Source organism: Stenotrophomonas sp. WZN-1 (assembly GCF_002192255.1).
In the GTDB taxonomy this organism is placed as follows: domain Bacteria; phylum Pseudomonadota; class Gammaproteobacteria; order Xanthomonadales; family Xanthomonadaceae; genus Stenotrophomonas.
Genome location: NZ_CP021768.1, coordinates 760286 through 773423, shown reverse-complemented (window position 1 = coordinate 773423; position 13138 = coordinate 760286). Strand labels below are relative to the sequence as shown.

Here is a 13138-nt window from a genome sequence, read left to right as displayed (position 1 = left end):
GGATATTACGCCTGATGTCCAGCTATCTCTTCACCTCCGAGTCGGTCTCCGAAGGCCATCCGGACAAGGTTGCCGACCAGATCTCCGATGCGGTGCTGGACGCGATCCTGACCCAGGACCAGCGCGCCCGCGTGGCCTGCGAGACCATGGTCAAGACCGGTGTTGCCATCGTGGCCGGTGAGATCACCACCAGCGCCTGGATCGACCTGGAAGCGCTGACCCGCAAGGTCATCACGGACATCGGCTACGACAGCTCCGACGTCGGCTTCGACGGCGCTACCTGCGGCGTGCTGAACCTGATCGGCAAGCAGTCGCCGCACATCGCCCAGGGCGTGGATCGCAAGAAGCCGGAAGAAATGGGCGCTGGCGACCAGGGCCTGATGTTCGGCTATGCCACCAACGAGACCGACAGCTACATGCCGGCCGCGATCCACCTGTCGCACCGCCTGGTCGAGCAGCAGGCCAAGATCCGCAAGAAGAAGAATTCGCCGCTGTCGTGGCTGCGTCCGGACGCCAAGAGCCAGGTCACCCTGCGCTATGAGAACGGCGTGGTCTCGGCCATCGACGCCGTGGTCCTGTCGACCCAGCACGCCCCGGGCATCAAACAGAAGGACCTCATCGAGGCCGTGCGCGAAGAGATCATCAAGCCGGTGCTGCCGGCCAAGTGGCTGCACAAGGGCACCAAGTTCCACATCAACCCGACCGGCAAGTTCGAGATCGGCGGCCCGGTGGGCGACTGCGGCCTGACCGGCCGCAAGATCATCGTCGACACCTACGGCGGCTGGGCCCGTCACGGTGGTGGCGCCTTCTCCGGCAAGGACCCGTCCAAGGTCGACCGTTCGGCAGCCTACGCGGCCCGCTACGTCGCCAAGAACGTGGTTGCCGCCGGCCTGGCCGACCGTTGCGAAGTGCAGGTCTCCTACGCCATCGGCGTGGCTGAGCCGACCTCGATCTCGGTCACCACCTTCGGCACCGGCAAGATCAGCGACGACAAGATCGAGAAGCTGATCCGCAAGCACTTCGACCTGCGCCCGTACGGCATCATCAAGATGCTGGACCTGGTGCACCCGATGTACCAGCAGACCGCCGCCTACGGCCACTTCGGCCGCAAGCCGAAGGAGTTCAGCTACCTCAACGGCGAAGGCGAGACCGTCAACGCCACGGCCTTCTCCTGGGAGAAGACCGACCGCGCCGCCGCCCTGCGCGCCGATGCGAAGCTGAAGTAAGAAACACGAAGGGCCGCTCACGCGGCCCTTCTGCTTCTGGTAGAGCCGGCCGCTGGCCGGCTTTTTCATGGCCTCCGGAAACAATCGCGTGGTTGCCGGCCAGCGGCCGGCACTACCCGTTGCCGATACAATCGCCCCATGTCGACCGAACTGAAAACCCACCAGCTGTCCATGACCGTGCTGATGTCGCCGGAGATGGCCAATTTCTCCGGCAAGGTCCACGGCGGCGCCATCCTGCGCCTGCTCGACCAGGTCGCCTACGCCTGCGCCAGCCGTTACGCCGGCAGCTACGTGGTCACCCTGTCAGTGGACCAGGTGATGTTCCGCCAGCCGATCGCGGTGGGCGAGCTGGTCACCTTCCTGGCCTCGGTGAACCATACCGGCACCTCGTCGATGGAAATCGGCATCAAGGTGGTGGCCGAGGACATCCTCAAGCGCAGCGTTCGCCACGCCAACAGCTGCTTCTTCACCATGGTGGCCGTGGATGAGGAAGGCCGCCCGACACCGGTGCCGCCCCTGCAGCCGGTCACGTCGGACGAGAAGCGCCGCCAGGCAGCCGCACTGATCCGCCGCCAGCTGCGCCAGGAAATGGAGCAGCGCCATCTGGAACTGCTGGCATCGAACCCGCCGTCACCCGAAGAGTGAGGGCGTGCGGGGCAAGCCCCGCACCCACCGAGGCGGGTAGCGCCGGGCCATGCCCGGCGGATGCGGATCAACCGGTGTTCTGCACACCCTGCGAAACACCGTTCACGCACGCCACCAGCGCACGCAGCAGGTCGTCATCCTCGCGTCCGCTGGCTCGCCAGCGCTGCAACAGGTCCACCTGCAGCACGCTGATCGGATCGACGTAGGGATTGCGCAGGCGGATCGACAGCGCCAGCCGCGCATCGTGGTCGAGCAGCGTCTGCTGGTCCATCAGCGCCAGCAGCCAGTGCCGGGTGAGTTCCAGTTCGCGCTGCACCTGCGGGAAGAAACGCTCGTGCAGATCACCCGACAACAGCGAGAACTGCTCGGCAATGGTGATATCGCCCTTGGACAGCACCATCGCGATGTCGTCCAGGAACGTACGGAAGAACGGCCAGTCCCGCGCCATATCGCGCAGGGTCTGTTCGTGACCAGCATCAACCGCCGCCTGCAGGCCACTGCCCACGCCGTACCAACCGGGAATCACCGCACGCGCCTGGCTCCAGGCGAACACCCACGGAATCGCACGCAGGTTGCCCAGCGCGGCGTCCTGGCCGAGCCGGCGCGACGGCCGCGAGCCCAGCGTCATCCGTTCGATCACGTCGATCGGCGTGGCGGTGCGGAAGTAGTCCATGAAGCCGGCCTGGCCAACGAACGCGCGATACACCTCGCTGCTGGCAGAGGCGACCGCATCCATCACCGGCCGCCAGTCATCCTCGCGGGGCTCGGCGGCGCGCGGGCGCAGGCTGGCGCGCAGCACCGCACCGGTGGCCTGTTCCAGCGAGCGCAGGGCCAGCGCACGGATGCCGTACTTGCGGTGGATCACCTCGCCCTGCTCGGTCACCCGCAGGCGGCCATCGATGCTGCCGCGCGGCGACGCATCCACCGCGTGCGTGGTCTTGCCGCCACCGCGGCTGATCGAACCACCACGGCCATGGAAGAAGGTCAGGCGGATGCCGGCCTCGGCCGCCACCTCCAGCAGTTCCACCTGCGCACGCTGCAGGCCCCAGCGCGAAGCGGCGATGCCGCCGTCCTTGCTGCTGTCCGAATAGCCCAGCATCACCATCTGCACGTCATCGCGTGCATGCAGGTGCGCGCGGTACACCGGGTCTGCCAACAGATCGCGCAGGGTCGCGGTGCCACGCTTGAGGTCATCCACCGTCTCGAACAGCGGCGCGATATCCAGCGGCACCGTGTCGCCCTCTCCCACCAGGCCGCCGCGGCGCGCCAGCGCCAGCACGGCCAGCACGTCGCTGCGGTCGTGTGCCATCGAGATGATGTAGCTGCCCAGCGCATCGCCACCATGGCGCGCACGCGCATCGGCCAGCGCCGCGAACACCGCGTCCAGTCGCCGGTTGCCTTCGTCGTCGCCCTTCGGCAATGGCGTGTCACCACTGGCATGCGGCGCCAGCAGGTGCGCGCGACCCAATGCATCCAGACCGTCCCACGCTGTATCGCCGCCCAGCACGATGGCCAGCGCGCGCGCGTGCACGCTCGATTCCTGGCGCACGTCCAACCGCGCCAGGTGGAAGCCAAAGGTCTTCACCCGCCACAGCAGGCGCTGCACGGCGAAGCCACCAGCATGCTCGCCGCGGTTCGCGCGCAGGCTGTCCAGGATCAGCTGCAGGTCGTCGATCAGTTCATCCGGGCCGGCGTAAGCACCCTCGCCATCGTCCAGCGTCGCCTGCAGGCGTGCGCGCATGCGGTCGTTGAGCAGGCGGTACGGCATGTCAGCATGGCGCGGGCGCGACTGCACCTGCGGCAGCAACTGTTGGTACTGCACCACGCGCGCCTGCAGCGCATCGCTCACGCCCACCCGCTCGGTGGACTGGCTGAGCAGGCTGGCCAGCTGCAGCAACTCCTTCTGGTAGCGCCCGAGCACCGCCTGCCGCTGCGCATCCAGCGTATTGCGGATGGTATGGGCATCCACGTTCGGGTTGCCATCCATGTCACCGCCCACCCAGGTGCCGAAACGCAGCAGGCGCGGCAGTGGCAGTTCTTCGCCGTAGGTATCGCGCAGCGCCTGCTGCAGCGATTCGTACAGCACCGGGATCACCCGGTACAGCACCTGCACCAGATAGAAGCCGACGTGCTCGCGCTCGTCATCCACGGTAGGCCGCACCGGCGAGGAATCGGTGGTCTGCCATGAGGCGGTGAGCGCCATGCGGAACCGCGCAGCATCGGCGGCGGCTTCTCCCGGCGTGCGCTGGCCGTCGAGGTTGTCGACCAGGCTGGCCACCATCAGCTGCTCTTTCTCCAGCAGCGCACGGCGCACCGCTTCGGTCGGGTGCGCGGTGAACACCGGTTCAATGTCGATGCGGGGCAGCCACAGCGCCAGCTCGTCCATGCCCACGCCCTGCGCCTTCAGGTGCTGCAGCGCATCCTGCAGGCCATCGGGCTGCGCACCGGCGGTACCGGCACGCTGGTAGTCACGGCGACGGCGGATGCGATGCACGCGTTCGGCGATGTTGACCACCTGGAAGTAGGTGCTGAAGGCCCGCACCATGGTTTCTGCCTGCTGCGGCGTGCGCCCGGCCAGGCCATCGGCCAGCTCCGACAGCGGCGCCTGGTTCTCGCGGCGGGCGATGGCGCGGGTGCGCACATCCTCGACATCGTCGAGGAAGGCCGCCGATACCTGTTCAACCAGCAGGTCGCCGACCAGTGCACCGAGCCGGCGCACGTCATCGCGAAGCGGAAGATCGGGAGAAGCAAACTCGATGCTGCTGCGGTACTCGTTCATCGGCGACGCACAGGCCTCGGTCAACGGATCCAGGCCCCAAGCCTAAACCAGAACGGGCGTCGTGCTGCGATGCAAAAATGGTTTCATCTGGTAGTGCCGGCCGTTGGCCGGCACTACCGGGTCCGGTCAGCGCTTCTTCTTCGCCTTGCCCTGCTCGGCCGGGCCGATGGTCTGCTCCAGCCAGCGCTCGCTCTCGGCCAGCATGGTCATGATCGATTCGCGAGCGCGGTACGCGTGCGACTCGTTCGGCAGCATCACCAGCCGCGCGGTGCCACCCAGGCCCTTTACCGCAGCGAACATGCGCTCGCTCTGGATCGGGAACGTGCCGGAGTTGTTGTCGTCCACGCCGTGGATGAACAGGATCGGATCCTTGATCCGGTCGGCGTAATTGAACGGCGCCATCTTCTGGTAGACGTCCTGCGCCTGCCAGTAGTTGCGCTCCTCGGCCTGGAAGCCGAACGGGGTGAGCGTGCGGTTGTAGGCGCCGCTGCGTGCGATGCCGGCCTTGAACAGGCGGGTGTGTGCCAGCAGGTTGGCGGTCATGAACGCACCGTAGGAATGGCCACCGATGGCGATGTGATCGCGATCGGTCACACCACGGCGCACCACTTCATCGACGGCCGCCTGCGCGTTGGCCACCAGCTGTTCGATATAGGTGTCGTTCGGCTCCTTGTCGCCCTCACCGATGATCGGCATCGACGGGCTGGCCAGCACCACGTAGCCCTTGGCCAGGAACGCCTGCGGGCCCCAGTAGCTGACCGCGTTGAAGCGGTACGGCGAATCGGTGACCTGGCTGGCCGCGGCCGCGCTCTTGAACTCACCCGGGTAGGCCCACATCAGCAGCGGGCGCGGGCCATCGCGCTTCGGGTCGTAGCCCGGCGGCAGCAGCAGGGTTGCGGTCAGGTCGACGCCATCCTTGCGCTTGTAGCGGATCTGCTCCTTCTGCACGCCCTTCAGCTGCGGCAACGGATGGGCGAAGTGGGTCAGCGCACGTGGCGCAGCGCCTGCATCGGCCAGCGATTGCACGTAGAAGTTGGCCGGCTCGTCCGGGCTCTCGCGGCTCAGCAGCAGCGAGCTGGCCTGGTCGTCCAGCAACGCCACCGGCAGTGCATAGCTCGGCGCCTGCGAGTGGAACAGGCGGGTGGCTTTACCCGTGGCGATGTCGAAGCGGTCCACGAACGGACGATCGCCCTCCGGCGATGCACCGGCACCGGCCAGGTACAGGCTGCTGCCATCGGGGCTGGTCTGCAGCAGCGAACGGCCCCGCTCGTCACTGGCCAGCAGCGGCCGGCCCGGATCGGCATAGCGGTCCTGTGCATCGCGATCCCACAGCAGGCGCGGCTCGGCACTGGCATTGTCCGGGGCGATCAGCCAGGTCTTGGTCTTGCGGGTCTTCCACCAGGATTCGGTCAGCAGGGCCAGGTCGCCGCGGCCCCAGCTGATGCCGGCCAGGCGGCTGCCGAGCTGGGCCAACGTGACCGGCGGCGTGTCGAACGGCGCGGCCTGCATCAGCACCGCGTCACGCACCTTGGCGTCCCTGTTCGGGTCGCCGCCGTCCTGCGCCTCGGCCCAGACCAGGGTGGCCTCGGCGTCACCGCGCCAGCTGATATCGCGTACGCCGGTCACTTCGGCATCGTTGCCGGTCGGCAGGCCTTCCACCAGCGGTCGCACCGCCACGGTGTGCACCAGCTTGCCGCTGGCACGGTCGATCACTTCGATGCGGCGCGGGAAGCTGCTTACCGGCACCACGTACGAGTACGGGCGCTGCACCGGCTGGCGCAGCACGAAGCGGCCATCGGGCGACACCGCGAAGCCCATGAAAATGCCGGCCGCGCCGATCGCGCGGGTATTGCCGTCCAGGCTGACTTCCACCGGCTGGGTGGTGGCGTAGTAATCAAACTGACGCGCGTCCGCCTCGTTCTTCAGCAGGTCCTGGTAGGTCCGGATCGACACCACGCCCTCGCCCTGGCGGGTCTGCTGCACGGCCGGGCCGGTCGGGATGCCGTCGGCGGCGGGGGCCGCACCGAGGTTGGCCGGGCGGGTGAACACCACCAGCCCGCGGCTGTCCGGCAGCCACTGGTAGCCGCTGCCGATCACCGTGTTCATGCCAGCGACCAGACGACGGGCGCTGCCGCCCGCCACATCCACCAGCCACAGTTCATTGGCGCCGCTAGCGGCATCGACCTGATTGAACGCCAACCACTTCTGGTCCGGCGACCACATCACGCTGGCGATCGACAGCTTGGCCGGCAGGCCGCTGATCTGCCGTTCCTTGCCATCGGCCACGTTCATCAGCCACAGCTTCTCGCCGAAGCTGAAGCGGCTGTCGGAGAACGTGCGTGGGTTGATGCGCAGGCCGGCCAGCTTCAGTTCCGGCTGCGCCACCACCTGGATCGACGGCAGCGAGGGCATCTGCATCAACGCGGCCACGTCGCGGCGTGGCGACAGGTACAGCGAGGGCGCGCGCGGTGCGTCCACCACCGCCTGCAGCGCCGCCGAGGGAAGTTCGTAGCCGTTGACGCCCGGGGCCTGCGCCGCAGCAGGCTGCGGGGCCGCGGCCCAGGCCAGCGGGGCCACCGCCAGCAGTCCCATCGACAGGACCAGGCCGGTCCAGCGCCGCGTACGGCGCGCGTGCATGCTCATCGTTCCACCTGTGTGATGCGTGAAAACACCGACCTTAACAGGCCGTGCACGCGCCCCCATCTGCCGATGGTTGGGTCATCGGGATGTCATGCCGGGGCCGCGATATAATGGGGGTTCTCCCCTGCCGAGGGGCGCTGCGACCGGATCCCATGAGGCCCGGCCAGGCTCGGTAAGGTGGCTTTGTAACAACGGCGCCCGGCTAGATGCGAGCACCCGCTCGCCCACAACCGGAGCACACGAATGAACGCTGTTGCCAAGACCTTCTCCACCGAAGGTGATTACAAGATCCGCGACATCACGCTGGCCGACTGGGGCCGCAAGGAACTGGACATCGCCGAGCACGAAATGCCGGGCCTGATGTCGATCCGCCGCAAGTACCAGGCCGAGCTGCCGCTGAAGGGCGTGCGCGTGACCGGCTCGCTGCACATGACCATCCAGACCGCGGTGCTGATCGAGACCCTGAAGGACATCGGCGCCGACGTGCGCTGGGCCTCGTGCAACATCTTCTCGACCCAGGACCACGCGGCTGCCGCCATCGCCGCCACCGGCACCCCGGTGTTCGCCTGGAAGGGCGAAACCCTGGAGGAGTACTGGGACTGCACCCTGGACGCGCTGACCTTCACCCTGGCCGACGGCACCCTGACCGGCCCGGAGCTGGTGGTCGACGACGGCGGTGACGTGACCCTGCTGATCCACAAGGGCTACGAGCTGGAAAACGGCAGCGACTGGGTCAACACCGCCTCCTCCTCGCACGAAGAACAGGTCATCAAGAACCTGCTCAAGCGCGTCGCCAAGGAGCGCCCGGGTTACTGGGGCCGCGTGGTCAAGGACTGGAAGGGCGTCTCCGAAGAGACCACCACCGGCGTGCACCGCCTGTACCAGCTGGCCCAGGCCGGCACTCTGCTGATCCCGGCGATCAACGTCAACGACTCGGTCACCAAGAGCAAGTTCGACAACCTGTACGGCTGCCGCGAGTCGCTGGCCGACGGCCTGAAGCGCGCGATGGACGTGATGCTGGCCGGCAAGGTGGCCGTGGTCTGCGGCTACGGCGACGTCGGCAAGGGCTGCGCTGCATCGCTGCGTGCCTACGGCGCGCGCGTCATCGTCACCGAGATCGACCCGATCTGTGCCCTGCAGGCGGCGATGGAAGGCTATGAAGTCAACACCATCGAATCGACCCTGGGCCGTGCCGACCTGTACGTCACCACCACCGGCAACAAGGACATCATCCGCATCGAGCACCTGAGCGCGATGAAGGACCAGGCCATCGTCTGCAACATCGGCCACTTCGACAACGAGATCCAGGTCGATGCACTGGTGTCGTTCGCCGGCGTCAAGCACGTCAACATCAAGCCGCAGGTGGACAAGTACATCTTCCCGAACGGCAACGCGATCTTCCTGCTGGCCGAAGGCCGCCTGGTGAACCTGGGCTGCGCCACCGGCCACCCGAGCTTCGTGATGTCCAACAGCTTCGCCAACCAGACCCTGGCACAGATCGACCTGTGGGCGAACAAGGACAGCTACGAGAAGAAGGTCTACCTGCTGCCGAAGAAGCTGGACGAGGAAGTGGCACGCCTGCACCTGGAGAAGATCGGCGTGAAGCTGACCACCCTGAGCCAGGAACAGGCCGACTACATCGGCGTGCCGGTGGAAGGCCCGTTCAAGCCGGACCACTACCGCTACTGATGGCTGCGGGGGTGCCGGCCAGTGGCCGGCACTACCGGGGCATGCAATGCACGGACGGGCGCCTTCGGGCGCCCGTTCTGCGTTGCAGCACCCGGCAGCAGATCCGCGCGCCCTGTCACAGAGCCCTAAGACGCCGCTTGCTAGTCTCTATGCCCCCATGGACTGCCAACTGCAGGCCATGCGCCGGGACGCAGACACCAAAGGACAGGACATGCCGCGCAACCGTGACCGAATGACCCGGGCGATGAAGCCCCTGATGACCCTGTGCTGGGTGGCCCTGCTGGCCGCCTGCAGCCCACCTGGCAGCGATGCCGGCGCCACCACTACGGCAGCCAGCGGGCAGGCCAGCACCGACGGCAAGGCAGCCAGCACCCCGGCAGCGGCCGCGGGCAGCAGCACTGCCTGCGCCGAGGGGGCATCGGAGGTACAGACCCTGATCTGCAACGACCCTGCCCTGTCGCAGCAGGAAGGCGAGCTGGCCACGGCCGAAGCCTCCGCACGCGACACCCTCGATGCCGCCGGCAAGGACAAGCTGCAGGCCGAGCAGCAGCGCTGGATCCAGCACACGCGCGACCTGTGCGGTGACGCGCACTGCCTGCAACAGGTATTCGCCGATCGCCTGAAGGTGCTGTCGGCCACGCGCGACGGCCTGGTCGACCAGGACGCCTGCGAAGTGCCCGATGGCCAGCAGCAGTGCGTGGACCTGCTGGTGCTGCGCGACCCCAACAGCCAGCTGGCGAACTTCAACACGCTGCTGGGAGAAAACGGCCAGGAGGGCCGCCTGCTGGGCTGCACGGCCGCCACCAACATGGGCGGCGGCCCCAACGCCGTGCTGGCGGCCAACTGCATCCAGGAAACCACCGCCGGCAAGCGCAACGTGCAGCTGTGCAGCAACCAGATGGTCGGCCAGTTCGCCCTCGAACCGGCACCGGCCGCATACGGCACCCAGGCCGTCCGCCAGCTGCTCGGCTTCACCCAGCAGCACTGCGCAGGCTGACATCCGCTGGGCGCGCCCGGCGCTTTTTCCCTCATTGAAGGACGATGACCATGGCAACGGATTCCACCCTTACCCGCGAACAGCTGTCCACGCTGTTCCTCAACACGGAGCTGGGCGGCAACACCCGCCACCTGGACCACTTCTCCTACGCGCAGAAAGGCGCCAGCACCTACTCGTTCGGGCTGGTGCAGTTCGATGTCGGCGGCAATCCGCAGGCCAGGCGCTTCCTGCGCGACAACGGTTTCACTGCCGCTGACATCGAACTGCTGTCCCAGCAGGGCGGATTGAGCACCCAGCAGCTGGCCGCGCTTGACGCCAAGTTGCAGGCCATTCCGCAGGCGAAGATGGACCAGCTCACCAACGACAAGCTGGACAGCGCCATCGGGCGCGTCGATGAAGCCATCGCCAAGGTGCGTGCCACCAACCCGGCCGCTGCCGATGCCATCGCGGCCAACCCCGAACTGCAGCTGGCCATGGCCGACTATGACAACCAGTTCGGCAGCATGGGCCCGCAGTTCATCAACTATCTGGCCGGCAACGCGGAAAAGCTGCAGGGCGGTACCGTCCAGGCCGGCAATCCGCCGACCCGTGGCGACGTGCAGAACTTCGTCGATGCCACCAAGTACGGCATCCAGTCGCCGGCCGCGGTGACCAGCCGCGATGAGCGCTTCGACCGGGCCATGACCCAGCTGGGCATCACCCCCACTCATGCTCCCTCGCACGGGTCGCCCAGTGCGCCCGGCGGCAACGGCGTACTGGTCAGCGGCGCCAGGGGCGATGAGGTACAGGCGATGCAGCAGAAGCTGGCCGACCTGGGCTATCTGGGCAAGGACGGCAAACCGCTGGTGGCCGACAGCGATTTCGGGCCCGGCACCCTGGAAGCGGTCAAGCAGTTCCAGCGTGAGCACCAGCTCACCGTCGATGGCAAGGTCGGCGCCACCACGCTGGGTGCGCTCGACAAGGCCATCGCGCAACAGCAACAGCCGGCTACCGAACCGACCATGGCCACCCCGGGCCACGCCGACAACCCACGCTACCAGCAGGTCGTGGAGAAGCTGGAAACGCTGGAAGAACAGCGCCGCCAGGGCGGCCTGTCGCCGCTGTTCAAAGACCGCAGCCAGCTCGAGAACGCCGCAGGCCAAGTGGCTTACGAGTCCAAGCTGGCCGGCATGAGCCAGGTCGATACCGTGCTGGCGCGGCCGGACAACCAGGGTGTGTTCGCAGTGCAGGGCCAGCTCGGCGATCCCGCCATGCACCGCACTTACGTCGATCTGTCGCAGGCGGTGAACCACACGCTGCACGACAGCACGCGGCAGAGCCAGGCGCTGGACAACGAACTGTCGCAGCGGCAGACCCAGGAACAGATACAGGCGCAGCAGTCGATGTCGCGCTGATCCTGGATGCCGATATCGCAGCCGGGACGGGTGCCTTCGGGCGCCCGTTCTGCGTTGATGCGCGAGTTTCGGTCAAGGCAATACCGTTGCCCCGCGCTAGGATGCGCCCATGACCCCGGCCATCAACCTGCTCAAGCGCGAGAAGATCGTCCACACCGTGCGCAGCTACGTGCACGACGCCCACGCCGAATCGTACGGCGGCGAAGCCGTCGACAAGCTCGGCCTCGACCCGGCCCAGGTGTTCAAGACCCTGCTGGCCAGCACTGAAGCACACGAACTGCTGGTGGCGATCGTGCCGGTCGCCGGTCAGCTCGACCTGAAGGCGCTGGCCGAAGCCGCCGGCTGCAAGAAGTGCGAGATGGCCGCCGCCGATGCCGCACAGCGCGCGACCGGCTACCTGGTCGGTGGCATCAGCCCGCTCGGGCAGAAGAAGCGCCTGCGTACCTTCCTGGACGCCAGCGCAGAAGCGCTGCCGGCGCTGCATGTCAGCGCCGGGCGCCGTGGCCTGGAGGTGGAACTGGCACCGGCCGACCTGCTGCGGCTGACTGCCGGCCACTACGCTGCCATCGGCAAGGCGCGCTGATGCGCTGGCCGTGGTCTGCAGCGCCGATATCCCGGCTCGACGATGCACAGGCCGACGTGCTGCTGCAGGATCTGCTCTCGCGCGACGGCACGCGCATCACCGATGCCGCACGCACGGTCGCACGGCTGTTCAGCGCGCCTTTGCTGGATGCATTGGCCGCATACTCGGAAATGATTGAACAGCGCTGCCAAGGCGTCGCGCTCGGCGGCATGCTGATCAGCAACCAGGCACACCTCACGGCGGCGCTGCAGCGGCTGTATTACTGGCGCGCGCGCGAGGGTTGCCTGTGCGCGCTCAATCCCGGCTACCCGTTCTTTGATCCCCGTCGCCTGCTCGAACAGGGGCAGGTACGGTTACTCTCCGTGGAGGAGGCCGAGGGCGGCTGGGGTGATTGCCACATCGTTACCTGCGAACAGTGCGGCCAGCATTGGCGGGCCATCGACCGCGAGTACCACTACCCGTGGTGGGAATGGACAGCGCTGACGGCGTCGCCTGGCAGCTAGTTGGCGGCGAACGCCACCGTCGTCCGCACCAGGCTCATGCGCGTGGTGCTGAACGCCCACCACTCCCGCTTCGATCGCCATCTCAACGCGCCCTTGCCCGCCGCTTCATCAAGCAACGGGTGGCCGCTGGACGTGGCCACGATGGCCGCCTTGACGCGCCCCTCGTCGTCCAACAGAAGGCGCAGGTGAACAGTACCTTCCTGCTTGTCGGCATGCGCGGCCGCCGGGTAATCCGGCATCGACGGACGATCAAGCGTCCAGCGTGGGTCGTCCTGGATGAACAGCGAGCTGCGGGCCGAGAGCGGGCAACGCGGCGGCATCTGCAGTTCGAACCCCGCCGCGCCCGCGACCTGCCGTACCTGCGCAGGCTGGCCACACGCGATGACGGAGAGGGCATCCAGCATGCGCTGCTGGCGCTGCAACGCTGCCGCATCGCGCCCCTGCGCGCGGAAGGTGCAGCGTCCACCGTCCTGCGAGGCCCGCAACTGCTCGACACCGGCATCGCGGACCGGCGCCAGCTCGGCCAGGCTCCCACAGGCGGCGCCGGCATCGTACCCCGGCGAGCACCCACCGCCGGCAAGCAGCACCACCAGCAGTGCACTCCATCGCATCACCCGTCCCAGCATCATCCGCGCTCCGTGCATCGTTGTGCTGCCATGGTAGCGCGGTGCGCAACCGGCAC

General features: G+C 67.4%; 10 protein-coding genes and 1 riboswitch. Of the genes, 7 read left to right on the top strand and 3 right to left on the bottom strand.

What is annotated here, in order from left to right; genetic code table 11:
• The first annotated feature begins 14 nt into the window (after positions 1-14).
• Together metK and CCR98_RS03485 are read left to right on the top strand one after the other, a co-directional pair.
• The gene (gene metK / locus CCR98_RS03490) at positions 15-1226 is read left to right on the top strand and encodes a methionine adenosyltransferase (RefSeq protein WP_010481882.1); all 1212 of its coding nucleotides are present in this window, start codon (positions 15-17) and stop codon (positions 1224-1226) included.
• Positions 1227-1364: 138 nt separating this feature from the next.
• Positions 1365-1871 (top strand): acyl-CoA thioesterase, encoded by a 507-nt coding sequence (locus CCR98_RS03485; protein ID WP_014036006.1) that lies wholly within the window; start codon positions 1365-1367, stop codon positions 1869-1871.
• 67 nt (positions 1872-1938) lie between these two features.
• Here the strand turns inward: CCR98_RS03485 and ppc are convergent, their stop codons facing one another.
• The gene (gene ppc / locus CCR98_RS03480; RefSeq protein WP_087921552.1) at positions 1939-4650 is read right to left on the bottom strand and encodes a phosphoenolpyruvate carboxylase; all 2712 of its coding nucleotides are present in this window, start codon (positions 4648-4650) and stop codon (positions 1939-1941) included.
• Between the two features lie 126 nt (positions 4651-4776).
• Entirely contained in the window at positions 4777-7293 is a 2517-nt protein-coding gene (locus CCR98_RS03475; RefSeq protein ID WP_087921551.1) for a prolyl oligopeptidase family serine peptidase, read from the bottom strand.
• 120 nt (positions 7294-7413) lie between these two features.
• Positions 7414-7497, top strand: a riboswitch (S-adenosyl-L-homocysteine riboswitch).
• 36 nt (positions 7498-7533) lie between these two features.
• Here CCR98_RS03475 and ahcY point away from each other — a divergent pair.
• The 5 genes from ahcY (at position 7534) to CCR98_RS03450 (ending at position 12456) form a co-directional block, all read left to right on the top strand.
• On the top strand, positions 7534-8979 hold the full coding sequence (gene ahcY / locus CCR98_RS03470; RefSeq protein ID WP_075675352.1) for an adenosylhomocysteinase: 1446 nt from the start codon (positions 7534-7536) through the stop codon (positions 8977-8979).
• A gap of 211 nt (positions 8980-9190) precedes the next feature.
• The gene (locus CCR98_RS03465; RefSeq protein WP_087921550.1) at positions 9191-9976 is read left to right on the top strand and encodes a lysozyme inhibitor LprI family protein; all 786 of its coding nucleotides are present in this window, start codon (positions 9191-9193) and stop codon (positions 9974-9976) included.
• A 50-nt stretch (positions 9977-10026) separates the two neighbouring features.
• Positions 10027-11370 carry a peptidoglycan-binding domain-containing protein gene (locus tag CCR98_RS03460; protein WP_087924131.1) on the top strand — a complete coding sequence of 448 codons (1344 nt, stop codon included), beginning with the start codon at positions 10027-10029 and terminating at the stop codon, positions 11368-11370.
• Positions 11371-11479: 109 nt separating this feature from the next.
• Positions 11480-11953 carry a Cys-tRNA(Pro) deacylase gene (gene ybaK, locus CCR98_RS03455; RefSeq protein WP_087921549.1) on the top strand — a complete coding sequence of 158 codons (474 nt, stop codon included), beginning with the start codon at positions 11480-11482 and terminating at the stop codon, positions 11951-11953.
• Positions 11953-12456: a hypothetical protein gene (locus CCR98_RS03450; RefSeq protein ID WP_087921548.1), complete on the top strand. Its 504-nt coding sequence runs from the start codon at positions 11953-11955 to the stop codon at positions 12454-12456. The genes ybaK and CCR98_RS03450 overlap by 1 nt, the downstream gene beginning before the upstream one ends.
• Here the strand turns inward: CCR98_RS03450 and CCR98_RS03445 are convergent.
• On the bottom strand, positions 12453-13085 hold the full coding sequence (locus CCR98_RS03445) for an energy transducer TonB (protein ID WP_157721499.1): 633 nt from the start codon (positions 13083-13085) through the stop codon (positions 12453-12455). The genes CCR98_RS03450 and CCR98_RS03445 overlap by 4 nt on opposite strands.
• Positions 13086-13138 lie beyond the last annotated feature (53 nt).

Coding starts and splice junctions, on each gene's coding strand:
- metK (WP_010481882.1), top strand. CDS start 15: ATGTCCAGCTATCTCTTCACCTCCGAGTCGGTCTCCGAAGGCCATCCG.
- CCR98_RS03485 (WP_014036006.1), top strand. CDS start 1,365: ATGTCGACCGAACTGAAAACCCACCAGCTGTCCATGACCGTGCTGATG.
- ppc (WP_087921552.1), bottom strand. CDS start 4,650: ATGAACGAGTACCGCAGCAGCATCGAGTTTGCTTCTCCCGATCTTCCG.
- CCR98_RS03475 (WP_087921551.1), bottom strand. CDS start 7,293: ATGAGCATGCACGCGCGCCGTACGCGGCGCTGGACCGGCCTGGTCCTG.
- ahcY (WP_075675352.1), top strand. CDS start 7,534: ATGAACGCTGTTGCCAAGACCTTCTCCACCGAAGGTGATTACAAGATC.
- CCR98_RS03465 (WP_087921550.1), top strand. CDS start 9,191: ATGCCGCGCAACCGTGACCGAATGACCCGGGCGATGAAGCCCCTGATG.
- CCR98_RS03460 (WP_087924131.1), top strand. CDS start 10,027: ATGGCAACGGATTCCACCCTTACCCGCGAACAGCTGTCCACGCTGTTC.
- ybaK (WP_087921549.1), top strand. CDS start 11,480: ATGACCCCGGCCATCAACCTGCTCAAGCGCGAGAAGATCGTCCACACC.
- CCR98_RS03450 (WP_087921548.1), top strand. CDS start 11,953: ATGCGCTGGCCGTGGTCTGCAGCGCCGATATCCCGGCTCGACGATGCA.
- CCR98_RS03445 (WP_157721499.1), bottom strand. CDS start 13,085: ATGATGCTGGGACGGGTGATGCGATGGAGTGCACTGCTGGTGGTGCTG.